The 26,288-nt window shown below is 56.5% G+C and carries 33 protein-coding genes; 17 read left to right on the forward strand and 16 right to left on the reverse strand.

Going from position 1 to position 26,288, the window contains the following annotated elements; genetic code table 11:
* Window position 1 precedes the first annotated feature (1 nt).
* Entirely contained in the window at window positions 2-2,137 is a 2,136-nt protein-coding gene (locus EDB95_RS08830) for an IPT/TIG domain-containing protein (RefSeq protein ID WP_133992723.1), read from the forward strand.
* A gap of 154 nt (window positions 2,138-2,291) precedes the next feature.
* On the opposite strand, the gene EDB95_RS08835 is transcribed toward EDB95_RS08830, so the two are convergent.
* From EDB95_RS08835 to EDB95_RS08845, 3 genes are all read right to left on the reverse strand, one after another.
* Window positions 2,292-3,116, reverse strand: a complete 825-nt coding sequence (locus tag EDB95_RS08835; RefSeq protein WP_133992725.1) for a hypothetical protein — start codon at window positions 3,114-3,116, stop codon at window positions 2,292-2,294.
* Between the two features lie 61 nt (window positions 3,117-3,177).
* Window positions 3,178-3,732, reverse strand: a complete 555-nt coding sequence (locus EDB95_RS08840) for a hypothetical protein (protein ID WP_133992727.1) — start codon at window positions 3,730-3,732, stop codon at window positions 3,178-3,180.
* Window positions 3,733-3,815: 83 nt separating this feature from the next.
* Window positions 3,816-4,499, reverse strand: coding sequence for a cbb3-type cytochrome c oxidase subunit I (locus tag EDB95_RS08845; RefSeq protein ID WP_133992729.1), 684 nt, complete (start codon window positions 4,497-4,499; stop codon window positions 3,816-3,818).
* A gap of 70 nt (window positions 4,500-4,569) precedes the next feature.
* Between EDB95_RS08845 and EDB95_RS08850 the strand changes: the two genes are divergently transcribed.
* A complete protein-coding gene (locus tag EDB95_RS08850; RefSeq protein ID WP_133992731.1) occupies window positions 4,570-4,797 on the forward strand; it encodes a DUF433 domain-containing protein in 228 nt (75 codons plus the stop codon).
* Window positions 4,794-5,135: a DUF5615 family PIN-like protein gene (locus tag EDB95_RS08855; RefSeq protein ID WP_133992733.1), complete on the forward strand. Its 342-nt coding sequence runs from the start codon at window positions 4,794-4,796 to the stop codon at window positions 5,133-5,135. The genes EDB95_RS08850 and EDB95_RS08855 overlap by 4 nt, the downstream gene beginning before the upstream one ends.
* Here EDB95_RS08855 and bioA read toward each other — a convergent pair.
* Window positions 5,122-6,396 (reverse strand): adenosylmethionine--8-amino-7-oxononanoate transaminase, encoded by a 1,275-nt coding sequence (bioA, locus tag EDB95_RS08860; protein WP_133992735.1) that lies wholly within the window; start codon window positions 6,394-6,396, stop codon window positions 5,122-5,124. The genes EDB95_RS08855 and bioA overlap by 14 nt on opposite strands.
* A 105-nt stretch (window positions 6,397-6,501) precedes the next feature.
* On the opposite strand from bioA, the gene EDB95_RS08865 reads away from it, so the two are divergent.
* From EDB95_RS08865 to EDB95_RS08875, 3 genes are all read left to right on the forward strand, one after another.
* The gene (locus tag EDB95_RS08865) at window positions 6,502-7,035 is read left to right on the forward strand and encodes an RNA polymerase sigma factor (protein ID WP_246073570.1); all 534 of its coding nucleotides are present in this window, start codon (window positions 6,502-6,504) and stop codon (window positions 7,033-7,035) included.
* A gap of 67 nt (window positions 7,036-7,102) precedes the next feature.
* The gene (locus EDB95_RS08870; protein ID WP_133992739.1) at window positions 7,103-8,563 is read left to right on the forward strand and encodes a hypothetical protein; all 1,461 of its coding nucleotides are present in this window, start codon (window positions 7,103-7,105) and stop codon (window positions 8,561-8,563) included.
* Window positions 8,560-9,189: a hypothetical protein gene (locus EDB95_RS08875; RefSeq protein WP_133992741.1), complete on the forward strand. Its 630-nt coding sequence runs from the start codon at window positions 8,560-8,562 to the stop codon at window positions 9,187-9,189. Before EDB95_RS08870 ends, EDB95_RS08875 begins: the two co-directional genes overlap by 4 nt.
* Here EDB95_RS08875 and queG read toward each other — a convergent pair.
* A complete protein-coding gene (gene queG / locus EDB95_RS08880; protein WP_133992744.1) occupies window positions 9,137-10,102 on the reverse strand; it encodes a tRNA epoxyqueuosine(34) reductase QueG in 966 nt (321 codons plus the stop codon). The genes EDB95_RS08875 and queG overlap by 53 nt on opposite strands.
* A 156-nt stretch (window positions 10,103-10,258) precedes the next feature.
* Between queG and clpB the strand changes: the two genes are divergently transcribed.
* Window positions 10,259-12,859, forward strand: a complete 2,601-nt coding sequence (clpB, locus tag EDB95_RS08885; RefSeq protein ID WP_133992746.1) for an ATP-dependent chaperone ClpB — start codon at window positions 10,259-10,261, stop codon at window positions 12,857-12,859.
* On the opposite strand, the gene EDB95_RS08890 is transcribed toward clpB, so the two are convergent.
* The gene (locus tag EDB95_RS08890) at window positions 12,856-13,293 is read right to left on the reverse strand and encodes a DoxX family protein (protein ID WP_133992748.1); all 438 of its coding nucleotides are present in this window, start codon (window positions 13,291-13,293) and stop codon (window positions 12,856-12,858) included. The two genes, clpB and EDB95_RS08890, sit on opposite strands and share 4 nt — an antisense overlap.
* A 90-nt stretch (window positions 13,294-13,383) precedes the next feature.
* Between EDB95_RS08890 and EDB95_RS08895 the strand changes: the two genes are divergently transcribed.
* The gene (locus EDB95_RS08895; RefSeq protein WP_211352063.1) at window positions 13,384-14,469 is read left to right on the forward strand and encodes a hypothetical protein; all 1,086 of its coding nucleotides are present in this window, start codon (window positions 13,384-13,386) and stop codon (window positions 14,467-14,469) included.
* Window positions 14,470-14,471: 2 nt separating this feature from the next.
* The gene (locus tag EDB95_RS08900) at window positions 14,472-14,951 is read left to right on the forward strand and encodes a nucleoside deaminase (RefSeq protein ID WP_133992750.1); all 480 of its coding nucleotides are present in this window, start codon (window positions 14,472-14,474) and stop codon (window positions 14,949-14,951) included.
* On the opposite strand, the gene EDB95_RS08905 is transcribed toward EDB95_RS08900, so the two are convergent.
* Both EDB95_RS08905 and EDB95_RS08910 read right to left on the reverse strand, forming a co-directional pair.
* Window positions 14,948-15,277, reverse strand: coding sequence for a hypothetical protein (locus tag EDB95_RS08905; protein WP_133992752.1), 330 nt, complete (start codon window positions 15,275-15,277; stop codon window positions 14,948-14,950). The two genes, EDB95_RS08900 and EDB95_RS08905, sit on opposite strands and share 4 nt — an antisense overlap.
* Complete coding sequence (locus tag EDB95_RS08910) at window positions 15,270-15,827, reverse strand: RNA polymerase sigma factor (protein WP_133992755.1); 558 nt, start codon at window positions 15,825-15,827, stop codon at window positions 15,270-15,272. The genes EDB95_RS08905 and EDB95_RS08910 overlap by 8 nt, the downstream gene beginning before the upstream one ends.
* Window positions 15,828-15,867: 40 nt before the next feature.
* Here EDB95_RS08910 and EDB95_RS08915 point away from each other — a divergent pair, with 40 nt between their 5' ends.
* The gene (locus EDB95_RS08915) at window positions 15,868-16,632 is read left to right on the forward strand and encodes a C40 family peptidase (protein WP_133992757.1); all 765 of its coding nucleotides are present in this window, start codon (window positions 15,868-15,870) and stop codon (window positions 16,630-16,632) included.
* Between the two features lie 2 nt (window positions 16,633-16,634).
* Here EDB95_RS08915 and EDB95_RS08920 read toward each other — a convergent pair whose 3' ends face one another.
* From EDB95_RS08920 to EDB95_RS08950, 7 genes are all read right to left on the reverse strand, one after another.
* Entirely contained in the window at window positions 16,635-17,177 is a 543-nt protein-coding gene (locus EDB95_RS08920; protein ID WP_133992759.1) for an inorganic diphosphatase, read from the reverse strand.
* A gap of 17 nt (window positions 17,178-17,194) precedes the next feature.
* The gene (locus EDB95_RS08925) at window positions 17,195-17,581 is read right to left on the reverse strand and encodes a DUF1634 domain-containing protein (RefSeq protein ID WP_133992761.1); all 387 of its coding nucleotides are present in this window, start codon (window positions 17,579-17,581) and stop codon (window positions 17,195-17,197) included.
* Window positions 17,578-18,411 carry a sulfite exporter TauE/SafE family protein gene (locus EDB95_RS08930; protein WP_133992763.1) on the reverse strand — a complete coding sequence of 278 codons (834 nt, stop codon included), beginning with the start codon at window positions 18,409-18,411 and terminating at the stop codon, window positions 17,578-17,580. The genes EDB95_RS08925 and EDB95_RS08930 overlap by 4 nt, the downstream gene beginning before the upstream one ends.
* Window positions 18,408-18,821, reverse strand: coding sequence for a hypothetical protein (locus tag EDB95_RS08935; protein WP_133992765.1), 414 nt, complete (start codon window positions 18,819-18,821; stop codon window positions 18,408-18,410). The genes EDB95_RS08930 and EDB95_RS08935 overlap by 4 nt, the downstream gene beginning before the upstream one ends.
* A 28-nt stretch (window positions 18,822-18,849) precedes the next feature.
* A complete protein-coding gene (locus tag EDB95_RS08940; RefSeq protein ID WP_133992767.1) occupies window positions 18,850-19,833 on the reverse strand; it encodes a PhoH family protein in 984 nt (327 codons plus the stop codon).
* A gap of 190 nt (window positions 19,834-20,023) precedes the next feature.
* Window positions 20,024-20,671: a ribulose-phosphate 3-epimerase gene (gene rpe, locus EDB95_RS08945; RefSeq protein ID WP_133992769.1), complete on the reverse strand. Its 648-nt coding sequence runs from the start codon at window positions 20,669-20,671 to the stop codon at window positions 20,024-20,026.
* A 13-nt stretch (window positions 20,672-20,684) separates the two neighbouring features.
* A complete protein-coding gene (locus EDB95_RS08950; RefSeq protein WP_133992771.1) occupies window positions 20,685-21,686 on the reverse strand; it encodes a tetratricopeptide repeat protein in 1,002 nt (333 codons plus the stop codon).
* A 44-nt stretch (window positions 21,687-21,730) separates the two neighbouring features.
* Between EDB95_RS08950 and EDB95_RS08955 the strand changes: the two genes are divergently transcribed.
* Window positions 21,731-22,204 (forward strand): hypothetical protein, encoded by a 474-nt coding sequence (locus EDB95_RS08955; protein WP_133992773.1) that lies wholly within the window; start codon window positions 21,731-21,733, stop codon window positions 22,202-22,204.
* Here the strand turns inward: EDB95_RS08955 and EDB95_RS08960 are convergent.
* Window positions 22,187-22,705 carry a metallophosphoesterase family protein gene (locus EDB95_RS08960; protein WP_133992775.1) on the reverse strand — a complete coding sequence of 173 codons (519 nt, stop codon included), beginning with the start codon at window positions 22,703-22,705 and terminating at the stop codon, window positions 22,187-22,189. The two genes, EDB95_RS08955 and EDB95_RS08960, sit on opposite strands and share 18 nt — an antisense overlap.
* 278 nt (window positions 22,706-22,983) lie before the next feature.
* On the opposite strand from EDB95_RS08960, the gene EDB95_RS08965 reads away from it, so the two are divergent.
* From EDB95_RS08965 to rpsD, 6 genes are all read left to right on the forward strand, one after another.
* Window positions 22,984-24,141, forward strand: a complete 1,158-nt coding sequence (locus EDB95_RS08965; RefSeq protein ID WP_133992777.1) for a homogentisate 1,2-dioxygenase — start codon at window positions 22,984-22,986, stop codon at window positions 24,139-24,141.
* A 96-nt stretch (window positions 24,142-24,237) separates the two neighbouring features.
* Window positions 24,238-24,459, forward strand: a complete 222-nt coding sequence (gene infA, locus EDB95_RS08970; protein WP_133992779.1) for a translation initiation factor IF-1 — start codon at window positions 24,238-24,240, stop codon at window positions 24,457-24,459.
* A 6-nt stretch (window positions 24,460-24,465) separates the two neighbouring features.
* The gene (gene ykgO / locus EDB95_RS08975) at window positions 24,466-24,582 is read left to right on the forward strand and encodes a type B 50S ribosomal protein L36 (RefSeq protein ID WP_133992781.1); all 117 of its coding nucleotides are present in this window, start codon (window positions 24,466-24,468) and stop codon (window positions 24,580-24,582) included.
* A 26-nt stretch (window positions 24,583-24,608) separates the two neighbouring features.
* Window positions 24,609-24,989 (forward strand): 30S ribosomal protein S13, encoded by a 381-nt coding sequence (rpsM, locus tag EDB95_RS08980; RefSeq protein ID WP_133992783.1) that lies wholly within the window; start codon window positions 24,609-24,611, stop codon window positions 24,987-24,989.
* A gap of 120 nt (window positions 24,990-25,109) precedes the next feature.
* Window positions 25,110-25,517, forward strand: a complete 408-nt coding sequence (gene rpsK, locus EDB95_RS08985; RefSeq protein WP_133992785.1) for a 30S ribosomal protein S11 — start codon at window positions 25,110-25,112, stop codon at window positions 25,515-25,517.
* A gap of 141 nt (window positions 25,518-25,658) precedes the next feature.
* Window positions 25,659-26,264: a 30S ribosomal protein S4 gene (gene rpsD / locus EDB95_RS08990; protein ID WP_133992787.1), complete on the forward strand. Its 606-nt coding sequence runs from the start codon at window positions 25,659-25,661 to the stop codon at window positions 26,262-26,264.
* Window positions 26,265-26,288: the final 24 nt, after the last annotated feature.

Below are 26,288 nucleotides of genomic sequence, written 5' to 3' on the forward strand. Positions count from 1 at the left end.
CATGAAGCGATTACTATATCTGATGACAGGTCTCGCGTTGATGCTGAGCGCCTGCAAGAAAAAAGACCAGTCGGGCAGCACACCGCTCGCTTTGAGTTCGTTCCTGCCGACCAGCGGCATGGGCGGGACCCTGGTCACCATCTATGGCCGCGGATTCGGCCCGGATACCCTGACCAACGTCGTCACCTTCAATGGGACCAAGACCTCCATTTTCCAGGTGACGGACACCTCCCTGGTGGTCATCGCCCCGGCCACGGGCACAACGGGGCCGCTGGCCGTAAACGGTATCACGGCGGGCACCTATACCTACCAGTTGTTGAGCATTCATGGTGCCTCCCCCCTTAACGGTCCCGCAGGTACCGGTGTCACCATTACCGGGGCTGGGTTTACCGGCAAGACGGGTGTGCCTGTCGTCACGTTTAACGGCCGTGCCGCCACCGTGACACTGGCCAATGACTCCACCCTGGTGGCCGCGGTTCCCGACAGTGCGGGCGTGGGTCCCATTGTGGTCAGCGCCAATGGCCAAACGGCCACGGGCCCTGTGTTCACCTACCAGCACATCAACGCGATCGCTCCCCTGACAGGCGGCGCCGGCACCAAGGTGACCATCCACGGGGTGGGCTTTGGCACCGACCCCAGCCAGCTCAAGGTGGATTTTAACGGCACCGTCACCCCCGTGGTCAGTGTCACGGCGGATACGCTTATTGTCGTGAATGCGCCGGCCGGCGTCAAGACAGGACCCGTAGACGTCACCATTAACAACGAAAAGACCGTGGGCCCGGTATTTACCGAAGTACCTTTCCCGACCATTGCGACCGTTACGCCCACCAGCGGGCTCGCGGGTGCTACGGTGGTCATCACGGGGGCGAATTTCAGCTCCGTTCCGACCGAGAACCAGGTCCTTTTTAACGGTACCCCGGCGGTCGTCCAATCCGCGTCGGGAACCCAGCTCACGGTGACGGCACCCGCAGGCGCCACGAGCGGCGCGATCACCCTCTCTGTTAACCAACAGCAGGTCACAGGCCCCGTCTTTAAATTCCAGGTCCTGAACATCACGTGGATCACCCCGAACAACGGCCTGGCCGGCAACACGGTGATCATCAGTGGGAACGGCTTTGACGCCACCACACCCGCGAACGACAAGGTATTTTTCAACGGCCTGCCCGCCACGGTCACCAGCGCCCAGGATACGCAACTGGTCGTCACCGTACCCGCGGGGGTCACTACAGGTCCCGTCAGCGTGACGGTCGGACCGCTTTCCGCCACCGGACCGGTCTTCTACCACGCCGGTGTCACCACCGTTTATACGGCGCCTTCCGGTTCGTATGTCAATGGAATAGCCGTTGACGTCAGCGGGAACCTTTACTTCACCCTTAGCGGTAACAGCAGTATCCAGATGATCGACCCCGGCGGAACAGTCACCACCTTTGCGGGAAGCCCAACCGTGACCGGCCCGGCTACCGACGCGCCGTTGTCCAGCGTATTGTTCAGTTCCCGCATCGGCCGGTTAGGTACAGACGCGCAGGGAAATATGTATGTGGCCGATGAGGGAAGCCAAACCATCCGGGAAATCATAAAGGCCACCGGGATCGTCCATACCCTTATGCAGTCCGTCGGGGGCATCACCAGCATGAGCCTCAGCCCCTCCGGCCAGCTCCTGTTTACGGAGGCGAACTACAATGGAAACAGCGGGGTCTTCTCTTATAATTTTGGGAATAATACATACGGTCAGGCCTACCCCGGAGGTAATAATTTTTATAACCCCAACGCCGCGTTCACCGATCCGTCCGGAGACTTTTATGTGACCGGTGGCAACCCGGTATATGAGTATTCCCCGGCAGGGAAGTTTATGCACTTCTTTGGAGGCTTCAACAATGCCTACACGCTGGTACAGGACCCCAGTACAGGCAACCTGGTGTGTGGGGATCAATACAACCGGAACCTGACCGTGTTCGACCTGGCTGCAGGGACGAACACCCTCCTGTTCCAGGCTGGTTATGGATACCAGGACGGTACCTTGTCTCAGGCTGAATTCTCCCAGATGGGACCCCTGGCCATCGACCAGCAGGGGAATATGTATATCGTGGATGGATCTTACGGAGGGAACTCGTACATACGGAAAGTACAATTCCATTGATTTTTTCTCATAGCACCTGGTTTTGGAAAATCAGCGGCCGCTCCTTTGGGGGCGGCCTTTTTTTTACCGGGGCTTATCGCCCGCTCTTGCCTGAAATAAAAAAGCGCCTTTCGGCGCAGGGATTTGGGGTGTGGGCAATGATGGTGACGATCGACTAGTGCACGGTCCCTTTTATCTTTTCAACAAAAGCTTTGGAGACATTTACCAGGGCAGCTATTTCCTTATCGGTAAACTTACCTGTTTTCATGAGGTTTTTCACGAATTCCGTTTTTGCTTTTTCTTCACCCTTGATCGCCCCCCTCTGGTACAGAATATCTCTTTCCTCTGATATTAAACCTGCAACGCTATCCATGATTTTTATGATTTGTGAGTCTAAATTACGTAATTGCCCCAATATCCGCAATTGTTGCAGGAACCTTTGTTTGTCAAGGTCTCCCGCAGTAGTTTGAATGATCTGGGTTATAATATCTTTTGCCACAACGGTCGGATTTTCCTTACCAAAACCGGCCAGAATGGCCATTATCTTTTCCTCCGGTTTATCCGAGCGAAGCAACAAGTGGTAATCCACCGTAGAGAGGGCAATAAGCGCATAGTGAAAATATATCCGGCCGGAACGAATATGATCGGCCATTTTGGGGACGCCCTTGCCTACATAGATGACGTATTGTTTTACCGGCAAATGATACCTTCTGTACAGCATGACCCAATACTCCGCCATCCGGAAGATCATATTGGGCTCATTGCTTACCTGGAATTCTACATGCAGGGTAAACGTGTCCCCCTTATTGTCGGTAATTTTTTTCAACACATCGGGTTTGCGCTCTTTCGTGTGCTGCACGTCATCCGGAATTTCTTCCGCGCTCACCGCATCGATACACAACAGGTCTTTTATCAATCCCGGAAGTGCAGCTTCTAAATTCTCCCTGAGAATTTTATCGTACTGATTGACCTGTTTGCTGCCTGATCTCTCTTTGGCCATAATGGGACAAAGATAATCATAAGTATTTGATTTTCAAAGTTCTATATGATGCTATGTGTTTCTATATGTTACTAAAATCGGCCTTCGCCTGGGTTTCGCGGGGAGCCTTTTTGGGGCGCAGCAAATTGACCGGCAACAGAAGCTGCGCCGACAGCAACAGGATGCCCACGATCCTACCGGCTTGTTGTTCTTCCTCCGTGAATATGACCAAGTGCCAGCCCGGTACGATACTGTGCGCTCCAAGCGCATAGTATCGCGCATACCATAAGTATGCTGCCGCCATAAACGTAAGCCCGAAGTGCACGTGTCCCATCCACTCAGTCAGGTTTTTGTGAAACACCCGCGGAAACAAGAGGTAAACGAGGCAAAGGAACAGGAACCAAAACGGCCCGTCGATCCAAGAAATAAGCACCCAAAATGACGGCCGCGCAACAGTCCAAAGGGAACTATATACATGAATACCCGGGGGGCCGTCGATGATGATAAAATGGCCGGTCAGCAACACCAAGGCTCCTCCAAGAAACCATAAGGCCGGTGACCTGCCGCCGCTTGGCTCGTTGGTTCTCATAAGCCACGCCGCCGCTACCGCGGCGACCGGCAGCAATAAGCTTATCATTGCAACTGGGTTCCGCCAATGAAAGTATAACCAGACCAACAACGGTGGAACGATCAGGAAGAGACAGGCGGCAATCAATTTTTTCATGAAGTGGGTTCTTTTTCGCGTTTGCGCGATCGGACAAAAGCAAGGATCATATTGACCGGCAGCAGTAGCTGCGCCAGCAGACATAACAGGAGTATGATCAACGCCGTTATGTCAATAAGATCGAACCGGCGAAATGAATTCCATTGCGCGTAGTCCATGTACCGGCTGGACAAAGGCTCCTGCAGCATGTACCGCGCGGGGAACAGGATAAAATCACCTACCAGCACCGTGATCCAAAAATGGATATATCCCAGACCGTTTTGTAACGGCCGTTTGGTGATCCTTGGAAAAATAAAATAGAGAAAGGCCATCAAAGCAAACCAGGCCGCCAGGGCAAGGTCGACAGATCCCTGCGACAACATGAAATAGGTATCATGCAGGTGTATGTCCAGGGCGTTGTACCGCGATACCCTGCCAGGGTCGAAGCTCAACACCAAAAGAACCACTGCGCCCAATGCAAACCAGGTGTCCGGCCGGATCACATATTTTCCGATGGCGGGCGACTTCAGTGTTTTGAAAAGCCAGGTCGCCGGTGGAATGGCCAATAGCAAAAAGACCAGGGCCAGCAGTGCGTTGACAAAAGGGTTCAGACCCCAGACGATGACGTGTTGCCACATCACCAGCACCGGCGGAAGCCCAAGGAGCAGGAGGCAGGCGGCGATGAGGCGGAGTGTTTTCATTCATTCCTAATATACCAATATTTATTACCTTTAATGACATAAAATGTCTCTTTTGAGACACCAAGTGTCTATGCCTCAGGTATCCCAACATATAACCATAAATCCTGAAATCCGTTTCGGGAAGCCCCATATCAAGGGTACCAGGATCACTGTGGGTGATATTTTATCCTGGTTAGCCTCCGGTATGACCTACGAGGAAATCGAAGAAGATTTTCCCGAGATTAAGCACGATGACATCGTAGCAGCGCTGATATTTGCAGCGAACAGAGAGGCCATGGTAAAAACACTAGTAGGATGACTCTTTTGCTGGATGCAAACTTGTCCTGGCGCTTAATATCTGTCCTGAAGCAACATTTTGACGATTGTCTCCATGTTAATTCGATTGGTCTGAAGATTCCGCCAACGGATGCCGAAATTTGGAACTATGCCAAAGACCACAACCTGCTTATAGTAACTAACGATGACGACTTCGCAGATCTGGTTCATGTAAAAGGCTTCCCGCCAAAGGTTCTGTTGTTCAGGATCGGCAATCACAAGAGAATATATACGGCCAATCTACTCATCCAAAAGAAAGAGGACATTCTCGCATTCTTCCACTCCCCAGACTTAGGGCTACTCGAAATCATCGCGTCTTAAGCTCCCCCAACGCCCCCTCTATACACCCATAAATCGCCTCCAACTGCTCCTCCGTAATACAATACGGCGGCAGCACATACACGTTGCTGCCCTGGGGCCGCAGCATGATGCCACGCTCGATGGAATACCTGGCGATCAAGGGCCCGACATTGTCGAGATACCCGGCCCCGGTGGCTACGTCAAAGGCCAGAACGGTGCCCAGCACGCGGACGTTGGTCGCCAGCGGAATAGCCCGAAGCCGTTCGGCAAAAGCCAGGTGCTGGCGGTGGATCCGCTGGCGGCGGTCGGCGCAGGCGGGGTCTTCCAGGAGGTCGAGGCTTGCGAGGGCGGCGGCGCAGGTGATGGGGTTGGCGGTAAAGGAATGGCCGTGAAAAAGTGTTTTGAGTTTGTCGTCGTCGACAAAGGCCTGGTAGACGGCGTCGGAACAAGCGGTGACGCCCAGGGCCATGGTGCCCCCGGTAATCCCCTTGCTCAGACAGACGATGTCGGGTTTGTGCTCCGTATATTCGCTGGCGAATAGTTTGCCTGTGCGGCCAAAGCCGGTCATCACTTCGTCGGCGATGCAAAGGATGCCTTCCGACCGGCAGGTTTCCAGCAGCACGTCCAGGTGGGCGGCCTCGTACATACGCATCCCACCGGCGCCTTGCAGGAGGGGCTCGTAAATAAAGGCTGCGGTCTCCGGGCCATGGGCGCGGATCTGGTCTTGGAGCGCGTCCAGGTTGACGGCGGTGGGCGTGTCTATAAACGCGACCTCGAAAAGGTAATCCTGGAAGGCAACGGTAAAGACGCCGCGCTCGCTGACACTCATGGCGCCAAAGGTGTCTCCGTGGTAGCTGTGCCGGAAGGCCAGCAGGCGGCGGCGGCGGACGCCCCTGTTCCACCAGTATTGGATGGCCATTTTCAGGGAGACTTCTACGGCGGTGGAGCCGTTGTCGGAGTAAAAGATCCTGCCCGGGGAGCCCGGGAGCAGCGGCAGCAGACGTTCGGCCAAGCGAACGGCCGGCTCGTGCGTATACCCGGCAAAAATGACGTGCTCCAGTTGGAGCGCCTGGCGATAGATGCTTTCGGCAATATAGGGATGTGCGTGACCGTGGATGTTGACCCACCAGCTGCTGGTGGCGTCTATATAGGCCTTGCCGTTTTCGTCAAACAGGAGGGCGCCTTCTCCCCGGACCAGGGGGAGGGCAGGGGGCATGTCTTTTTGACGGGTATAGGGGTGCCAGATCACCTTTAGGTCCCGTTCGGATAGTGTGGACGGCATAGCTGCAAAAGTAGGGCTTGCAGGGGTGCAACGTTCGTCGTTTTTTCGTTGTCAGGAGGATGTAACCAGGATATGACCGATTCGCGTAAGCTTGTTAAAGAGTGCTTGCAGGGTAGTACAACTGCCCAGGGGGAGCTCTATGACCTTTACGCGGGACAGATGCTGGGGTTGTGCTACCGGTACACCAAGTCCCAGGCCGATGCGGAGGACGTGTTGCAGGAAGGCTTTATCAATGTTTTCCGTCACCTGCACCGGTTCCGGTTCGAAGGGGAGCTGGGCGCCTGGATCCGGAGGATCATGGTCAATACAGCCCTGAATTACCTCAAAAAAAACCGGCACTATCAGCAGGAGCTGGCTTTCGAGGACGACGCGATGCACCCGGTGGTCGACGACCACCCGGAGGTAAGGCTGGGCGCCAAGGAACTGGCGGACCTGATCCGTCAACTGCCCACGGGGTACCAGACCATCCTTAACCTGCACGCCGTCGAAGGCTTTACACACGTAGAAATCGGAAGAATGTTGGGAATACACGAGGGGACTTCCAGGTCCCAGTACGCCCGGGCCAGGGCGTTGCTGATTACCTGGATCACGCAGGCTTCCGACCACTATAGGTCGCCGAAGGCGACCGGAAATCATTAGCCGTATTTAGGCGGCGGTCTAAATTGTCCGCTTAGACCACCGCCGAAATACAACAAACCAGAACAATATGCCCGATAAGGAGTTTGAACAACAGGTACGGGAAGGGCTTCAGGGCTTGGAGCTGCCACCCTCCCCGGTGATCCGACAAGCGGTCCTGGATGCGATCCGCCGGCGGAGACGCCGCGGGTTCATCCTATGGGTGCCGGTCGGCTTATTGTCGCTGGGCGGGATGCTTTGGGGTGGTTGGTATGCCCTTGAGGGCAGGAAGCCCGTGGGGAGCGGTGCGGCCGTTGTGACGAACCGGGTGGGCGTCGCCGGTGGCGCCGTTTCACAGCCGGGCGCGGCGCCGGGCACAGGCCAGACCCGCCCGTCGCCCGCAGCGCAAGGCTCCGGCGGGAATCGCCCTTCGCCCGCAAATGTTGGGTCAGTCGATGCGCCCGTGACGTCGGGCGCTCGCGCTGAAGGCGGTCGATCTGTGGACGGCACGCCGCAAAGCGACCGCGCGGGCAGCGCCGGTGTAGCGAACACGCCGTCCGCGACCGGCACCGAGGCTTCGGCCAACGCCGCAGCATCCGCGACCGGCAACACGACCCCGGCAGTCGCCGCGGCAACCCGCGTAGACACCGCGGCCACCGCATCCTCCCCCGCCGCGCACCCCCGCGGACCCCTTACGTCCGTCGGCGCTACAGCCGACCTGCACCGGTTCGATTTTTCCGCGGCGCATTTGACGCCAGCCCAATTAAAAAGAAATGCGGAGAAAAAAACTTCCCCCTGGACCTTCCGCCTCAATGGAAACCTCGGGTTCTCCGGCCAGGGGCCGTTCCTGCAATTCCATACCCCCGCAAAGACATTGTATGCCCCGTTTATCTCGTCCCCGGGCAGTTTATCCAGCTCTGGCTCCGGCAACCTGGCTACCGGATATTACGACACCCTGGCCACGCGAAAGACGGGTGCAGGGTGGTCGATCGGGATGAGTGCCTCGCGGCGGTTGTCCGCACACCTGCGCCTGGATATGGGTTTGGCGTATGATCACCTGGAAACGAGGATGGGTCCGGTGGCAAAAAACAGTGCTGGCAGTTATTCGGCTTTAGACGCTTACAATAGCTCGGGCACGAGTCAATCGCTACCCTCGGGGAGCGGGTCGGGGGCCTTTGACTATATCAACCGCTACCGGTTGCTTCGTCTACCCCTGGACCTTGCCTGGACGGTTACGCCTTCGGCACGATGGACACCGACCTTTTACCTGGGGTTGTCCCCTGCCTTTCTTTTTTCGGGGGATGCGCTGATGTATGCACCCAATGCCGTGGGCTATGAAAAGAATAAAACGCTGTACCGGCATCTCTCTTTGTACGGGGAGATGGGCGGCATGATAGACTTGTGGCGATCGGGCCGGTTCGCGTTGGAGGCGGGGCCGTTTATACAATATGGATTTTCCGGTATCCAAAAGGCGACACCGGTAAAGGACCACCTCAATTATGCGGGTCTCCGGCTGGGGATCGCGATTCCATCAAAGTCAAACAAGCCATGAAAAATATACAAGTGCTCCTGTGCCTGGCCCTGCTGGCCGGGGCAGTGCCCGCAGGGGCGCAAACCGTGAGCGGCGCGGCGCCCGCGAACGCGCCATCGGCGGCCCACGCGGCGCAACCCTTAAAAGCCTACGGCGTCGCCGATGTGGGTTGGGCCACTCCCGCCCCCGGCTTCCTCGGAATCGCCTCCGGCGGCCTCCGCCACGGCCGCTGGTCCTGGGGCGTGGCCACGGGCCTGGACAACGCCGGGATCACGTCGGTACCGGTCCTGGCGGAGACGCGCTGGCGGCTGCAAAACAGGCTGCAAAACAGGCCGCAAAACAATCTGCAAAACAATCTGCAAAACACCCTGGAAGTTTTCCAACAAGTGGGCGCAAACGCGGTCACCCAAAAGCCGGGCAAGGGCTTCACCGAGACCCAATACCGGGCCGGCATTTACCTTCGCGGCGGGCTCGCCTGGAGACCCGTCAAGAGCAGGCTTTGGCTGAGCGCGGGCTACCGGTACCGCACATACGATGAAAAAGTAATGGGGAATTTCGACACCCCTGGCTGGGGTTTCACCCTGCACAGGCACCTCAGCGAGTGGGCGGGTTTTCTGTCGGTGGATTGGCGCTGGGGAGCGAAATAAACGCCAGGTTACGCTGTATTCCTTTGAACTTCGACCTTTTTAGGGGGGACTCCCGGAAGATCTCCCGGAAGGCTTCTTCGGTAAGGACTTCCCAGTCGGCGGTGGTAAAGTTGAGCACTTCCGGCAATGCCCGGAAACCTTCTTCCAGGGTGGGTTTGCTGAAGCGGTTCCAGGGGCATACGTCCTGGCAGGTGTCGCAGCCGAACATCCAGTCCTGGAATCGCCCCTCCATGTCGCCGGGGATCAGGAGGTCCTTTAGCTCTATCGTAAAATAAGAAATGCAACGGCTGCCGTCAACGACCTTATCGGGGAGGATGGCCTCGGTGGGACAGGCGTCGATGCAACGCGTACACGTGCCGCAAAAGTCTTTGGCGAACGGGTCGTCGTAGTCCAAAGGAAGATCGACAATAAGGGTGGCGATAAAAAAAAACGATCCTGCGCCGGGGTGTAGCAGGTTTCCGTTCTTGCCGATCCACCCCAGGCCGCTGCGGACCGCCCAGGATCGTTCGAGCACGGGCGCGGAGTCGACGAATCCGCGGCCGGCAACCTCACCGATTTCCTCGCGGATACGATGCTGAAAGACGCGCAGCTTTTCCCGGATGACTTCGTGATAATCGCGCCCAAACGCATATTTAGCGATCCCGGGCGCGCCGGGCGCCTGGGACTCAGAAGGAAAATAATTGAGCAGCAAAGTAATCACGGACTTGGCGCCCGGGACCAGCCGGGTAGGATCGATCCGCAGGTCGAAATAATTTTCCATGTATCCCATCTTCCCGTGCATACCCGCGGTGAGCCAACGCTCCAGCCTAAAGGCGTCGTCGTCGAGACGGACGGCCCTGGCGATGCCGCAGTAATCGAACCCCAGGGCGGAGGCGAAGGATTTGATCAGACGCGTATGACGGGCGGTATCCATGACAGTGACAAAGGTAAGGCGGCCCTGAAAAAATAGCAGAAAGAACCCGATGTATCTGAAAAACAGTCAGTTAAAACAGATGCCAAGTGTCAGAATTGCACCCGGAAATGAATTGGATTATCTTTTGCTCCAAAGAACCGGGAGAAAACAAGATATATGAACCTAAATAATTATACGATAAAAGCGCAACAGGCTGTGGCCAACGCACAGCAGATTGCGTTCAATCACCAAAACCCGGCCATCGAGACCGAGCACCTGCTGGAGTCCCTCCTGGAGGAAGATGACTCACCCATCGAATACCTTCTGAAGAAGAACAACGTGAACGTGAACTATGTGGGGACGAAGGTAGAAGAGGCCATCGGGAAGTTGCCGAAAGTGAGCGGTACCGAACCCGCCCAGCAACTGGGCCGGGACCTGAACGGGGCATTGCTGAAGACCAGCGGCTACCTGAAGGAGTTCGGGGACGAATTTGTGACACCGGAACACCTGCTCCTGGCCCTGTTGGAAGGCAAGGATGCGACCGCCAACGTCCTGAGGGACGCGGGCCTGAACAAGAAAGACCTGATCGCGGCGATAAAAGATTTGCGGAAGGGGTCCACGGTGCAGAGCCAGACCCAGGACACGGCCTTTAACGCGCTTCATAAATACGCCAAGGACCTGAACGAGCTGGCCCGGGCGGGTAAACTCGACCCGGTCATCGGCCGGGATGAAGAAATCCGCCGGACCTTGCACATCCTGAGCCGCCGGACAAAGAACAATCCGATCCTCGTCGGGGAACCCGGGGTGGGTAAGACGGCCATCGCCGAAGGCATTGCGCACCGGATCGTCAATGGGGACGTGCCGGAAAACCTGAAGACAAAAACTATTTTTGCCCTGGATATGGGGCTGCTCATCGCGGGCGCCAAATACAAGGGTGAATTCGAGGAACGGCTCAAAGGCGTGGTCAAAGAGGTGGGTGAAAGCGAAGGAGAGGTGATCCTCTTTATCGACGAGATCCACACGCTCGTGGGCGCGGGTGGGGGAGAAGGCGCGATGGATGCCGCCAATATCCTAAAGCCCGCATTGGCCAGGGGCGAGCTCCGGGCGGTGGGCGCCACGACCTTGAACGAATACCAGAAGTTTTTTGAAAAGGATAAGGCCCTGGAACGCCGTTTCCAAAAGGTCATGGTCGACGAGCCTTCGCAAGAGGACGCCATTTCCATCCTCCGGGGGATCAAGGACCGTTATGAAACCCACCACCACGTCAGGATCAAGGACGAGGCGATCATCGCCGCGGTGGAATTATCGGCCCGGTACATCACCGACCGCTTTTTACCCGACAAGGCGATCGACCTGATCGACGAAAGCGCGGCAAAGCTGCGCCTGGAGATGAACTCCATGCCCGAAGAACTGGACGAGCTCGAACGGAGGCTTCGCCAGCTCGAAATCGAGCGGGAGGCCATCCGGAGGGAGAAGGACGAAGCGAAGCTGAAAGAACTGTCCACGGAAATCGCCAACCTGTCCGTCGACCGGGACACCCTGAAGGCCAAATGGTCGCAGGAAAAAGAATTGGTGGAAAAGGTACAGTCGGCCAAGACGCAGATTGAAAACCTGAAACAGGAGGCCGAAAGGGCCGAACGGAACGGAGACCTTGGCAAGGTGGCCGAGATCCGCTACGGCAAGATACAGGAGCAGGAAAAGCTGATCAAGGAATATTCCAGACAACTGAGCGAGTCTGGCGAAAAGCGGCTCCTCAAGGAAGAAGTCGATGCCGAGGACATCGCCGAAAGCGTCGCCAAGGCCACGGGTATCCCCTTGTCCAAGATGCTCCAGGGCGAACGGGAAAAGCTCCTGCACCTGGAAGAAGAATTGCACAAACGCGTCGTGGGCCAGGACGAAGCCATCGAAGCGGTGGCCGACGCCATCCGGCGCAGCCGGGCCGGTCTGAGCGATCCCAAACGGCCGATCGGGTCCTTTATTTTCTTAGGGACCACGGGTGTGGGGAAAACGGAGCTGGCCAAGGCACTGGCCGACTATCTTTTCGACGACGAAGGGATGATGACCCGCATCGACATGAGCGAATACCAGGAGAAACACTCGGTGAGCCGGCTGGTTGGTGCTCCTCCCGGTTATGTGGGGTATGACGAAGGCGGACAGCTGACCGAGGCCGTAAGGCGCAAGCCGTATTCGGTGGTCCTCCTGGACGAAATCGAAAAAGCCCACCCGGATGTGTTCAACGTCCTGTTGCAGGTGTTGGACGACGGCCGGTTGACGGACAATAAAGGCCGGGTGGTCAATTTCAAGAATACGATCATCATCATGACGTCGAACCTGGGCAGCCAGATCATCCAGGAACGTTTCGAAGACGTGACGGAGAGCAACCGGGAAGACGTGGTGGAACGGACGAAGGAAGAAGTGACTGCGCTGCTGCGGCAGACCATACGCCCGGAATTTTTAAACCGGATCGATGAAATCATTTTGTTCGAACCCCTTATGAAAAAGGAGATCAGGGGGATCGTCGAAATACAATTGAACAGCCTCAAAAAACTGCTGGAAGCCAGCGGCGTCAGACTCGATTTCACCGAGTACGCGTTGGCCTACTTAGCGGAGAACGGCTACGACATACAGTTCGGCGCCCGTCCTTTGAAAAGGCTGATCCAAAAACAAATCATCAACCAGCTCAGCCGGAAGATCTTGTCCGGTGAGATCGACAAGTCCCACCCGGTTTTGGTGGACGTCTTTGACGGAGTGGTGGTTTTTCGCAACGAGGCACGCTAAACAGCGTGCCTTTTTACGTAGTGCTGGATAGACATGCTGCCCGACCCCTCGATGCTGAAAAAAATCAACAAAACGAGGACGATGATGGAGAAGCCCCATTCTCCCCCTTGCACGTTAAAGGCGGCGTGCGGGGTGTTGACAAAAAACACGGCGCCTACCAGGACAGGGATCTGGATAATCGAAAAAAAACGGGTAAAAAGGCCGATCACGATAAAAAAGCCCCCCAACAGGTGGGCATAAGGGATGTAATGGGTCAGAAATTCGGACCCCGCCTGGAAACGGCTGGCGGCAATGATGCCCTCCAACTGCTGGATATGGCCGATAAACCCGACGCCTTTGATGATCAGCATGCACCCCAGGGCGATCCTTAGGAGAAAGAGAAGGGGCCACGGAACGCGGTCGACCCGGTCATGAAAATATTGCAGGTAGGTCATAGACTATGTTTTAGGAATAGGGCCACAAAAAGGGTACCTACTTAAACAAATCCGTATTTTTGGCCCCAAATAGCACTCGACCGATTTTCCATGCAAAAGACACTCCTCCAAACATCTACCCGCTATGCCAGGGTTATGGCTTTTTTTGTGTGTACCCCATTGTTTATGGCCGCCTGTGGCCACAAAGGGGATGACAAGACCAAGACCGGAACCGACACAGTTGCCAAAAAAGCAGATGTCGTTGACGTCCCTGCCCCGCCCCAGGTGGACCTGACCCCCATCGACACGGCGGCGTACAACCGGAAACTGCTATTTCTCGCCCACAACGACTCCTCCAGCAAGTTCCTGATACACAGGGATTACCCCCTGGCGGGCGCGATCCTGCCCTTCAAGCGCATCGTGGCCTACTACGGGAACTTCTATTCCAAGAACATGGGTGTCCTCGGGGAATACCCGCCCGACATCATGCTGGCTAAGCTCAAGGAAACCTGCAAGCAGTGGGCCGATGCCGATCCCGCCACCCCCGTGTTGCCGGCCCTGCACTACATCTGTGTAACGGCCCAGGGCGCCCCGGGGAAAGACGGTAAGTACCGCGCCCGGATGCCTTTCAAACAAATCGATTCGGCCCTCCACCTGGCGGCCCGGATACACGCCATTGTTTTCCTGGACGTACAGGTCGGTTTCTCCAACGTACAGGCGGAAATCCCCCTCCTGGAGAAATACCTGTCCATGCCCAACGTACACCTGGGGATAGATCCGGAGTTTTCCATGAAGACCGGGAAGCGTCCGGGTACCGTGATCGGCACCATGGACGCCGAGGACATCAACTTCTGCTCGGATTACCTCGCCAAACTGGTGAAGGCCAACCACCTTCCGCCCAAAATCTTTATCGTACACCGGTTTACCAGGAACATGGTCACCAATTACCAGAACATCCGCCTGCATCCCGAGGTTCAATTCATCCTGGACATGGACGGGTGGGGACCCGTCAGCCTGAAGACCGATAGCTATAAGGCGTATGTCGCCCAGGCGCCTGTGCAGTTCACCGGGTTCAAGCTTTTTTATAAGAACGACGTACGCACGCCGAGGGGTGTTAAAATGTCTGAAACCAGGATGATGACGCCCGCACAGGTGCTGGCGCTGAAGCCGTCGCCGATCTATATCCAATACCAATAGGTATGCAACCCGCAGAGATCCGGTATTATCTGCAAAGGGCCATCGACCTTTCCCGCGAAGGGATGACCGCAGCCAAGGGGGGACCCTTTGGCTGCGTCATCGTTAAAGACGGTGTCCTTTTGGCGGAAGGGTATAACCGGGTCACCTCCGAAAATGACCCCACCGCCCACGCGGAGGTCGTGGCCATCCGGGAAGCCTGCCGGAAACTGGGCACCTTCCAATTGGAGGGCTGTCTTCTTTTTAGTTCCTGCGAACCCTGCCCGATGTGTCTGGGGGCGATCTATTGGGCAAGACCAATGGCCGTCTATTTTGCGGCGACGCGCGGAGACGCCGCCCGGGCGGGTTTTGATGATGCGGTTATTTATGGGGAGATCGCCCTGGAGGGCGCCGACAGGAGCATTCCTTTTACACACGTGCCCATGGAAGGGGCGGAGGCCGTTTTTGAGGAGTGGGTCAATAAGGCGGGGCGAAAGGAATATTAGCCCTTCCTTGTGTAAAAATAATAGCCTAGCAAAATAACGGCTAAGATGACCAACAGGGCCACCACCACCCAAAGCAGGGGAACGGCCAGGGGCGTGCGTCTCGCCCGTTTCGCGGGCGCGAGCTGCTGGTGAAGCCGCTGGTTGAGCTCGCGGGTGGTTTTCCGGAGGGCCTCCCCTTTTCCTGCGAACGGGCGAAGTCCTTCCAAAGCCTCGCGAAGAAACTCGGACTTCGCGATCTCGGCTTCCAGCCGGCGCGCTTCCTCCTCCGGGAGCTTGCCGTCCAGGTAGTCCAGCCACTTTTGTGGGTCGGTGTGCTCGTTACTCATATTGTTCCAAGATTTTCTTCAGGTTCCGTTTTCCATTCTGTATATGGCTCTTTACTTCCTTCAGGCTATAGCCCGTCTTATCGGAAATGTCCTGGTAGCTGAGTTGATGTAAGTAAAACAAAAGGATGCAATCACGCTGGGGTTCGGTGATCCGGTCGAGGGCGTCCGGGAGGTGTCTGTCCAGCCTGGCTCTTTCGTACCCTTCCGGTACTTCCGGGTTGGCGATCGCTTCCGGATCCGCCTCGATGATGTCCCGCAGCAGCCGCTGTTGCTTCCGGTGTTGGAGCACACATTCATTCCGGGCAATCGCAAACAGCCAGGCAGGGAAGGATGTGATCTTCTGCCGGTGCACATAACGGATGACTTTGAGCTGGACCTGCTGCACGGCGTCCTTGGCCAGTTCCATGTTGTGCAGGGAGCGCATGCAATAACCCAGCAGCACCAGCGTATATCGTTCGAGCAATGCCGCCAGCCACTGGTTATCCCCCGTCCGCGTATACATCTCCAACAGATATTCGTCGCTATATAGTTGATAGTTCGAATGCTCCACTCACCAAATTTCCATAAATTCGGCGACAATACATTTTACCATGGTCTATGCGGTTTGCTGTGTTCCCGTCAGTCCTCTCCGTTCGGAACCCGCGCATCGCTCCGAGCAGGTCAGCCAGCTCCTTTTCGGGGAACGCTGCAAAGTACTGGAGACAGGCCGGGACGGCTGGGTCCGGATCGTGACCCTGTATGACGGGTACGAAGGCTGGTGCACGCTTCCCCAGCTCACCGAGATCGACATGGATGACTACCTGCACGCACACGCCGACCTCAGCGCCGAATGGGCCGCGGAGCTCACTTACAACGGACACCCCATGCACATCCCCCTGGGCAGCAGCCTTACGGCTGTCCATAACGGCCGGGGCGCCTGGAGGCGAAACGAGCTCCGGTATTCAGGGCAGGTGTGGGTGTCCCACGCGCCGGAGCCCAAGGCTATCCGGCACCAGGCCTTTTTATACCTCAACACCCCTTATCTCTGGGGTGGACGATCGGTCTTTGGCATCGACTGCAGCGGTTTTACCCAGGGCGTCTTTCGCTTTTTCGGGATCGACCTTCCCCGCGACTCCTCCCAGCAGGTGAGCCGGGGGGAAACCGTGGGTTTTCTCCAACAGGCGCACACGGGTGACCTCGCGTTTTTTGACAACGAGGAAGGACGCATCGTCCACGTAGGCATCCTCCTGGGAGAACACGAGATCATCCACGCCTCCGGGAAGGTGCGTGTCGACAGGATCGACAGCCAGGGGATTGTCAATGGCGAAACAGGTCAGCGCACGCACCAACTGAGGATCATCAAGCGCCTGTTCTAGCGTTACTTTTTGTACGCCTCCTTATACCGCGCAATCGCCTCGTTGAGGATCTGGATGGCGACGGTCTTGTCCTGAAACTCCTCCACTTTCACGGTCTTGTTTTCGAGGTGTTTATACTCCTCAAAGAAGTGCCGGAGCTCGTTGAAGAAGTGCCGGGGCATCTCGTCCAGCGAATTGATGTAGTTCACCGAAGGGTCGTTGGCGGCGATCGCAATGATCTTGTCGTCCGCGTCCCCGCCGTCGATCATCTGCATGACGCCCATGATCTTGGCTTCGATGAGACAAAGGGGTTGGACGGGGAGGGAACAAATAACCAGCACGTCGAGCGGGTCCTTGTCCTCCCCTAAGGTCTGGGGAATAAAGCCGTAGTTGGCGGGGTAATGGAACGAAGAATAGATCACACGGTCCAGACGGAGCAGACCGGTTTCCTTGTCCAATTCGTATTTAGCCCTGGAGCCTTGCGGGATCTCGATCAGGGCGTTGATCACTTCGGGTGCATCGTCCCCATAATGGGCCCCGTGCCAGGGGTGTAGAACTGTCAGCATACAATGATATGTTTTCGCTAGGCGCCAAGACCGCCCAGCATACTAAAAAGAATGATGGCCAGCACAAGGAGCGTGATGGCGGTGTACAAATAATCCTTTTCCAGCAGGTAACCGATGATGGAAAAGGCCACGCGGAATACGGGGGTGGCGATCAGGACGAGGATCCCCATTTGGATCACCGCCCTTCCCTTGCCGTCCCAAACTCCCCGGGCTATACCGGGGATGGTCCGGAATTCCCGGGGCTGTCCGTGAAAGGTCCCGTACTCCGGGAGTTCCTGACCGTGCCGGGCCAGGTAGACGATGCCCCCGATGATCACGATCCCCGTGGACAGGAGCACCCCGCCGCGAAGGAGGTTCCCGATGATCAGTTGCATGTCTTTATCGCCCCACTTCTTGCCGCTCATATACGATGGGTTGCCCCGTTATAAATCATTTCAACGGCCAGGAAAACGACCACCACGGTAAAGATGATCCTTAGCCAGGCCGGTCGTGCCCCGGCCAGCAGGCGGGACCCGATAAACGCACCCCCCAATACACCCAGCACCACCGGCATCGAGATCCCGGGGTCGATATAGCCCCGGTAAAGGTATACCCCGGCGCTGGCGGCCGCGGTCACGCCGATCATAAAATTGCTGGTGGTCGTCGACACCTTGAAGGGCACACGCATGATGTTGTCGATCGCGATGACCTTTAGGGCACCCGAACCCACGCCCAGCAGGCCGCTCAGCATGCCGGCGACCGCCATCATCCCAAACCCGCCGTAGACGCGGTGGACCCCATACGCTTTCAGGCTGCCGTTTTCCGGGTAGGTGCCGTTGAGCTTCAGCCGGGTGGCAAGGGCGCTCCCGGTGGGGTCCGGCAGGTCCTGCCGCTTGACTTGCGACAATGCGGTGGTCAGGACAAGGATTACCCCAAAGGTGATGGCGATCAGGTGCGTGGGCGCATAGATCGCCAGAAAGGCCCCCAGGATGGCGCCGGAAGTGGTGGCCACCTCCAGGAACATCCCCAAACGGATGTTGGAAAAACCTTCTTTGACATAAGCCACGGCGGACCCCGAAGAAGTGGCGATGACGGCCACCAGCGAAGACCCGATGGCGTACCGGATGTCCACTCCGAAGCCGAGTGTCAGCAGTGGAATGATCACCACGCCCCCGCCCAAACCGGTCAGGGAGCCCAGTAAACCCGCCGCGAAGGCACCCAACAGGATGATGCCGGTGAAAACAAGGATGGTCATTTCGCGCTCGTGGTGTCCGTAAACATTTTGGCGAAATCTACCCACCATTCACCTCCCTTGCGGACCAGGAAGACGCGACTCCGTTCGTTTTTGTACGTATTGGAGAAATCGATGACGGCGGTGGAGTCGGACGGCTTGTCGACCGAGTAGATCACCAGGGAAGCCTTTGCATAGCTGTCCTTTTCGGCATCCGGCAGGCTTGTATACTGCTGCTTGTACCGGCGGTACGTGCTTTGATTCAGCGTGTCCTGCAGGATATAGCCATCCGCGATCGCATAATCCGCCTTTAGCGTGGCGTTGATAAAATCACGACCCGCTTCGGTGGGATCGGACGGCTTTGCGTAAGGTGCATGACAGGCGCTCCATAAACCGGCGACCAGGGCCAGCAGGAGATAAGTGTATTTCCGCATGGCCCCAAATATAGCGTATATGCCCCAATTATCGGTGGGTTTCCACCCTCACCTGTTCGGCCTGGTGCTCCCTGTCGTAGGCCTTGATGATGGCCTTGACCAGCTTGTGGCGGACGACGTCTTCCTCATCCAACTCGATATGGGCGATACCGTCCACGTGTTTGAGGATGCGGACGGCCTTGTCCAGACCGCTTTTCTGGTTCTTGGGAAGGTCGATCTGGGTAAGGTCACCGGTAATGATGGCTTTGGCATTGGCCCCGATACGCGTCAGGAACATCTTCAGCTGGAGGTCGGTGGCATTCTGCGCTTCGTCCAGAATGATGAAGGCGTTGTCCAGGGTCCGGCCCCGCATATAGGCCAGGGGCGCTATTTCGATCACCCGGGTGCTCATATAATACCCCAGTTTGTCGGCGGGGATCATGTCGTCCAGGGCATCGTATAACGGCCTCAGGTAAGGGTCGATCTTTTCCTTCAGGTCGCCCGGCAAAAAGCCAAGGCTTTCCCCCGCTTCCACGGCCGGACGCGTCAGGATGATCTTTTTGACCACTTTGTTCTTGAGTGCACGAACCGCCAGGGCCACCGCCGTATAGGTTTTACCCGTACCCGCGGGTCCGATCGCGAAGAGGATGTCGTTTTTGTCCGCCGCCGTCACCAGTCTTTTCTGGTTTGCCGTGCGGGCCCGGACTGTTTTGCCGTTTGGCCCGAAGACCAGGATGTCATTGGGATTGCGGTCCTTAAAATGGTCGATGGTTTCCGCGTCGTCCCCGCCCAGGATCTGCTCGAAATAGTTTTCGCTCAGGTGTCCGTTCCGCTCCAGGTACTGGACCAGCAGGTCTATTTTTTCCCGGGCGGTTTCGATCTGTTCCGGCGCACCGCTTAGCTTGATTTGGGTACCTCTGGAAAGGATTTTTAGAAGGGGGAATTTCTTTTTTAGTATGTCTAATTTGCCGTTGTTGACCCCGAAGAACTCAATAGGGTTAATGCTCTCAAGGTTAATAATCGTCTCCGTCAAAATTGTTCAATTTATGGTCACCAATTGGATACGGCCGCTCGCTTCGAAAGGGCGTTGCACGTGGTTCCTTTTAACTTACAGCGTCCGACACGCCTGGCGTGTCCCCGCGATGTTCATTCCCTATAAATTTAAGAAATCCAAGAGGCTTATCCCAAATAAATCTTATTAACAGGATGTGAAGAATTGAGTCTTAGACGCTTTTCAACTTCGCAATCGCCGCCACCGGATCGGGTGCGTGAAAAACTGTGGACCCCGCCACCAATACATCGGCTCCCGCCTGCACGATGGGCCCGGCATTTTCCACCGAAATACCCCCGTCGACCTCGATGTGCGTATGAAGCCCCAGGTCGTGGATCATCTTGCGAAGTTTGCGGATCTTCTGGAAAGTGTGGGAGATAAAGGTTTGGCCTCCGAACCCGGGATTGACGCTCATGATCAGCACGAGGTCCAGCTCCGGAAGGATACTGGTCAGAAAATCCACCGGCGTCGCCGGGTTGATGGCGACCCCGGCCGTGATCCCCAGGGATTTGATCTGCTGGATGTTCCGGTGCAGGTGCGGGCAGGCCTCCCAGTGCACCGTGATGTGATCCGCCCCCGCGGCCTTAAAGTCGGCAACATAGCGCCCCGGCTCCTCGATCATCAGGTGCACGTCGCACGGCTTTTGGGCAACCGTACGGATCTGTTCGATGATCGACATCCCGTAGCTGATGTTGGGGACGAAACGGCCGTCCATAACGTCCAGGTGGAACCAATCGGCTTTGCTCTCATTGACGAGGCGGCACGCGTCCTCCAGGTGGAGGAAGTCCGCGGCTAAGAGGGAGGGGGCTACCAGGTGCATACGGGCAAGATAATCATTTTCGGTCGGCCTGATCCAATTTGGCCAGCGCTTCCCGGGCTTCTGTAAAATGTTTGTCAAACGCAATGGCGCGCTCGTAGTTGAGCCGCGCGTCCTTGAGTTGCCCCAGCTGTTGCTGGCAACGGGCCGTCCAATAATAACCGTCGGCAAAAGTATTGTCTACCGACGTGGACAGGTCGAACACCTTCAGCGCCTCCGCATACTTATGTTGTTTATACAAAAGGATCCCCTTTTCCAGGTAGGCATCCAGGAAGGTATAGTCGACGGCGATCGCCCGGTCGAAGGCAGCCACCGCTTCAGCGGGATGACCGGTGTTGGCGTAATAGATGCCTTTAATGGCAAAGGGGTCGGGTTTTGGCTGACCCTTGGATTCGCGCCGGATGATCCGGTCGCAAAGCGACAGGGCAGTGGCATTGCCCGCGTCGGCGTAACGGTTGGCCAGTTCGTACGCAATGGTGGCATTGCCGGAGTCCAGCCGGTAGGCGGTTTCCAGGCTCCGGAGGGCCGCCGTGGAATCCTTCATGGCGTCCTGCACCATCGCGCGGTTGTACCAGTTCCCCGAGCTGGCCGAATCATACCGCAGGGCCGTGTCGTTTATTTTCATCGCCTCGTCAAAACGTCCTTCCCCGTAAAACGACATCAGGAGGTTGCGCCTCAGGAGTTGATTATAAGGAAACCGTGCCAGGGAGGGCCCCAGGACGACCCGGGCCGAATCCGGCTGCCCATGGTCCAGCCAGAAAGAAGACAGGACGAGGGCATAGTCCGCTTCGTCCGCCATCGACAGGGCCTTCTCCAGGTCCCGGACCGCGTGGGCCGAGTCGTTGTTCTGGCTAAAAAGTTTTCCTCTTTCGAAGAAATAATTGGAGTGGGTGGGGAACTGCCGGATGCTATCCGTCCAGACGGCATAGGGTGGTTTCTGAAGGGCCTGGTCGTCGTTGCTTGTCGTGGATTGGCAAGCGGCCAGGCAGATAAGACCAAACAGAAGGAATTGCTTCATGCGTCAAAGCTAATTTTCCGTACGTTTGCCTCCAAATTTTCACCATGTTCGATACTATATTGTTGGGGCTGCACAATATCCTCCGTTGGGTCATCCTGCTGTCGTTGTTGTACGTCCTGGCCAAAGCCTGGTCCGCCTGGAAAGCCAAACGCACCTTTACCGCCGGCGAACGCAAGGGCGCCCTCATCATGCTCATTTCCGCCCACCTGACGCTGCTCGTCGGGTTATACCAATGGCTGTTCGGCCGCTTTGGCCTCATCACCACCTCCCTGCCCGCTGGCACGGAGCTGATGAAGGACAAGTTTTACCGTTTCTTCTGGATCGAACACCCCTTCGGCATGGTCGTCGCCATTACCCTTATCACCATCGCCTATAGCACCGTGAAGAAAGGCACCCAACGTGCGGGGCTTGGCGCCAAGGTGTTTTGGCTGCTCCTGGTGGCGCTGGTCGTCCTTTACTTTACGATTCCCTGGCCCTGGAGGGTAGCGATCGGGCGGCCCTTATTCCCCGGAGCTTAACGGTCCGCTACGTCCGCCCAGCTCGATCACCTGACAATCGGTGAGCCGGGCCCCGTCAACCGTAAACCGCACCAGCGTCCGCACCTTGTGCCAGCCATGGTTGCCCGCGGCACCGGGGTTGATATGCAGGAGGTTCAGGGCCTTGTCAGGCATGATCTTCAGGATATGCGAGTGCCCGCTGATAAAAAGCCCCGGCTTTTCGCGTTGTACATCGGCCTTTACCCCCGGGGCATACCGTCCCGGGTAACCGCCGATATGGACCATGAAGACCTTCAGGTCTTCGCAGGTCCAGACCAGCCGTTCGGGGTAACGGCTCCGGATATCGTAGGCGTCGATGTTGCCGTAGACGCCCCTCAGGGGTTTCCACGCGGCCAGCGCCTCCGCCACGGCGGCCGGGCCGAAGTCCCCGGCGTGCCAGACTTCGTCGCAGTCCTTGAAGTGGGTAAACACCGCGGGGTCCAGGTATCCATGGGTGTCCGAAAGCAGGCCTATCCTTGTCATACCCGGGCAATTTCGGTATATTTACACTAGGTTATGCCATTCCATAGAAACTTCACCTATTGGATCGACAAACGGCATTGGAAGTACTACTTCCTGCTGTTGTCGCTCGCCGCGGACCGGCGGGGAGCTATCCGCCGTTGACGCGGCGGCGTCATCCGTGCGGCCCGCACCTGGAGGTGCGCCGCCGACGCCCGTGTGGCGGTTGACGCCATAGGCACGGCCCGAATCGCGCCGCTTGCGGGCGCTTTTTTTCCCCTCAAACAAAAAATTGCTTTGCCATGCCATCCTATCATACGCTGGGGCAAATCCCCCACAAGCGTCATACCCAGTTCCGTAAACCGGACGGCGGGTTGTACGCAGAACAGCTTTTTTCCACGGAAGGTTTTTCCTCCGACTATTCGTTGCTTTACCATGTCTATCCACCCACGGATATAATTCAGGTGGGGACGCCTCATAACGTTGCCCCGGTGATAGCGGAGGAGAAAATGCTCAAACACCGGAGCTTTCAGGGCTTTAAAATAGCCCCGGAGAAGGATTACCTGTCTTCCCGGAAGGCGGTCCTGGTCAACAACGATGTACACGTGGTGCTTGCGGCCCCCGAAGGAGGAACCGGAGACTATTACTTCAAGAACGCCGACGCCGACGAAGTGATTTTTGTCCATGAGGGGACCGGCGTGCTCAAGACCCCCTACGGCGCGCTGTCCTTCGGGTACGGGGACTACCTGGTGATCCCCCGGGGGACGATCTACCAGATCCAATTCGCAGACCAGAAAAACCGGCTTTTTATCGTGGAGTCGTTTAGCCCGGTCCGTTACCCCAAAAAGTACCTGAGCCCTTACGGGCAGCTCCTGGAGCACAGCCCCTATTGCGAAAGGGACATCAGGGCCCCCCAAAACCTGGAGACCCATGACGAAAAAGGGGACTTCCTGATGCTGATCAAAAAACAGGGGCAGTTGTATACCTTTCACTACGGCCACCATCCCTTCGACGTGGTAGGCTGGGACGGTTGTTGCTACCCGTTTGCGTTCTCGATCCATGATTTTGAACCGATTACGGGCCGGGTTCACCAGCCGCCGCCTGTTCACCTGACCTTTGAGGCCAGGAATTTTGTGATCTGTTCGTTTGTGCCCCGGTTATTTGATTACCACCCGCAGTCGATCCCGGCTCCTTATAATCATAGTAATATAGATAGTGATGAATTGTTATATTATGTGGATGGGGACTTTATGAGCCGGAAAAACGTGACCCGCGGGCAGATCACCCTACACCCGGGGGGGATACCGCACGGACCACACCCGGGGGCGGTGGAAAAGAGCATTGGGGCCCGGGAAACAAAGGAGCTTGCGGTCATGGTGGACACGTTTCACCCGTTAAAACTGACAAAAACCGCCCTTGAAATCGAGGATCCGAGCTATACGATGAGCTGGGCAGAATAGGGCCCTGGCGCCCTGCAGCCGGGGGCGGAATAAAAATATGTTCATAGATTCGTATTTTCCTATAATTAATGCTATCTTTGCGCTCCCAAAATCTGTATGTCAAAACAAGGATTGATCAAGCAAGACGGCATCATTATCGAGGCCTTATCGAACGCCATGTTCAGGGTAAGGTTGGAAAATGGGCACGAAATTCTGGCTACCATATCTGGGAAAATGCGGATGCACTACATCCGGATTCTACCGGGGGACCGCGTCGGCGTCGAGATCAGCCCTTATGACCTGAGCAGGGGACGGATCAATTTCAGGTATAAAAACTAAAACGTCATGAAAGTAAGAGCCGCCATCAAAAAAAGGAGCGCCGACTGTAAGATCGTCCGTCGCAAGGGCCGGTTGTATGTAATCAACAAAAAGAACCCCCGGTTCAAGCAACGCCAGGGCTAAACTCGTAAAATTTTTAAAATTCGAATATGGCTCGTATAGCCGGTATTGATTTACCCAAGAACAAAAGAGGCGAGATTGGCCTGACCTATATTTATGGGATCGGCCGTTCTACGGCCCAGTATATCCTGGATAAGGCGGGGATCAGCTACGACAAGAAGGTGAACCAGTGGAACGACGAGGATCAGGCTGCTATCCGTAATATCATCAATAACGAGTTCAAGGTAGAAGGTCAGCTGCGCTCCGAAGTTCAAATGAACATCAAGCGTCTGTTGGATATTGCCTGCTACCGTGGGCTTCGTCACAGGAAAGGGCTGCCTGTCCGCGGACAACGTACCAGGACGAACTCCCGCACCCGTAAGGGCAAGCGCCGGACCGTTGCCGGTAAGAAGAAGGCACCGAAGAAGTAGGACTTGGGTAGCAGCAGCTGCATGACAACCTTTTATACGCCGGATCCGGGGCAGTTGCCGGGGAGGGTAAAAAGGGCCGGGAAACCGGTTGATTTTTAAATGATTACCTTTTAGGATTTCATGGCAAAAGCATCGAATCAGAACAACGCGAAGGCCGCGGCCAAAAAAAGGATCGTAAAGGTGGACTCCTACGGGGATGCCCACGTTACGGCCAGCTTTAACAACATTATCGTCAGCCTTACCAACAAGCAAGGCCAGGTGATCGCCTGGAGCAGCGCCGGTAAGATGGGCTTCAAGGGGTCTAAAAAGAACACCCCGTATGCTGCCCAGACGGCTTCCCAGGATGCTGCCAAGGTAGCCCTGGACGCCGGGATGCGTAAAGTAGACGTATATGTAAAAGGCCCCGGGGCCGGTAGGGAAGGTGCCATCAGGGCGCTCGCCAATTCCGGTCTGGAAGTCGTGATGATCAAAGACATCACGCCGCTGCCGCACAACGGCTGCCGTCCGCCCAAGAAACGTCGTGTATAAAAATACATTAGACATATCGGACGATCCGAAGCGCCCCCGGGCCTTCGGATTTTCCTGCATTATTTAATCACCGGGTCCGCAATTGATTTTTACGATTTTTACTGATTGCGCGACCGACACTAAAAAATCAGATTAAAGACTATGGCTCGTTACACTGGCCCAAAGACAAAGATCTCCCGCATTTTCGGGGAACCCATCCTGGGGAACGGTAAGTACCTGGGTAAAAACAGCAATCCTCCCGGTCAGCACGGCATGACCCGCAAGCGCAAAACGCTCGGAGAATACGCCCTGCAGCTCAGGGAAAAGCAAAAGGCTAAATACACCTACGGGGTCCTGGAACGGCAGTTCCGCGGTACCTTCCAGGAAGCCGCCCGCCGCAAGGGGGCCACAGGTGAAAACCTGATCAAGCTGCTGGAAGCCCGCCTGGACAATACCGTATACCGCCTGGGCCTGGCCGCTTCCCGTCCCGCCGCCCGCCAGTTGGTGAGCCACAAGCACATCACGGTGAACGGCCACGTGGTCAACGTACCCAGCTACCAGCTGACACCCGGGGACATCATCAGCATCACCCAGCGTACCGCCGACAGCGAGGCCCTGATGGGCCAGGTCAAGGGGAAAAACCCCAAGATCAACTGGCTGGACTGGAACGAAGGCGAGCTGAAGGGGACCTTTGTCGCTTACCCTGAAAGGGAAAGCGTTCCGGAAAACATCCGCGAGCAACTGATCGTGGAATTGTACTCCAAATAAGCCTGAACGCGGCGCCCTCGGTGG

The organism is Dinghuibacter silviterrae, from assembly GCF_004366355.1.
Taxonomy (GTDB): domain Bacteria; phylum Bacteroidota; class Bacteroidia; order Chitinophagales; family Chitinophagaceae; genus Dinghuibacter; species Dinghuibacter silviterrae.